The sequence below is a fragment of the Oleiphilus sp. HI0117 genome (genome assembly GCF_001635235.1).
This window is the reverse complement of the sequence record NZ_LWGA01000397.1, coordinates 1-363: the sequence shown is the minus strand read 5'-3', so window position 1 is coordinate 363 and position 363 is coordinate 1. Positions and strand designations below refer to the sequence as shown.

Sequence of the window (363 nt, the reverse complement as noted above, 5' to 3'; positions counted from 1 at the left end):
AATGAAAGTCATTGATCCGATCAGCGATGACTGGTTCGACATTAGGAAACTCTTCGTTTTTTAGAGCGGATAGTGTTGTCCAACCTGTGCAGCCGATAAACCTAACGCCCTGGACTACTTTTGAATCGCATTGAAGAAAGTGTATTTGTTTCGACTTTGAGAACTCTTCTCGTAAAGCTTGTTCTGTCTCAATCATATTCTTGCAACCGTAGTATTCGTGGTTGCCGGGCACGAACACAATATCCATGTTTGGTCTGAATTCGGTGAGCAATGGTAGTATTTTCTGAATGTCACAGGCTTTATGGACATCACCAGCTAACACTAGAATATCGGGTGTAAACTCAAGCCAATACATAGGAGCAC

Annotated in this window: 1 protein-coding gene; it reads right to left on the bottom strand. The window is 42.4% G+C overall.

What is annotated here, in order from left to right:
- On the bottom strand, positions 1-363 hold a 363-nt coding region (locus tag A3757_RS04695; RefSeq protein ID WP_197469776.1), incomplete at both ends, for a metallophosphoesterase.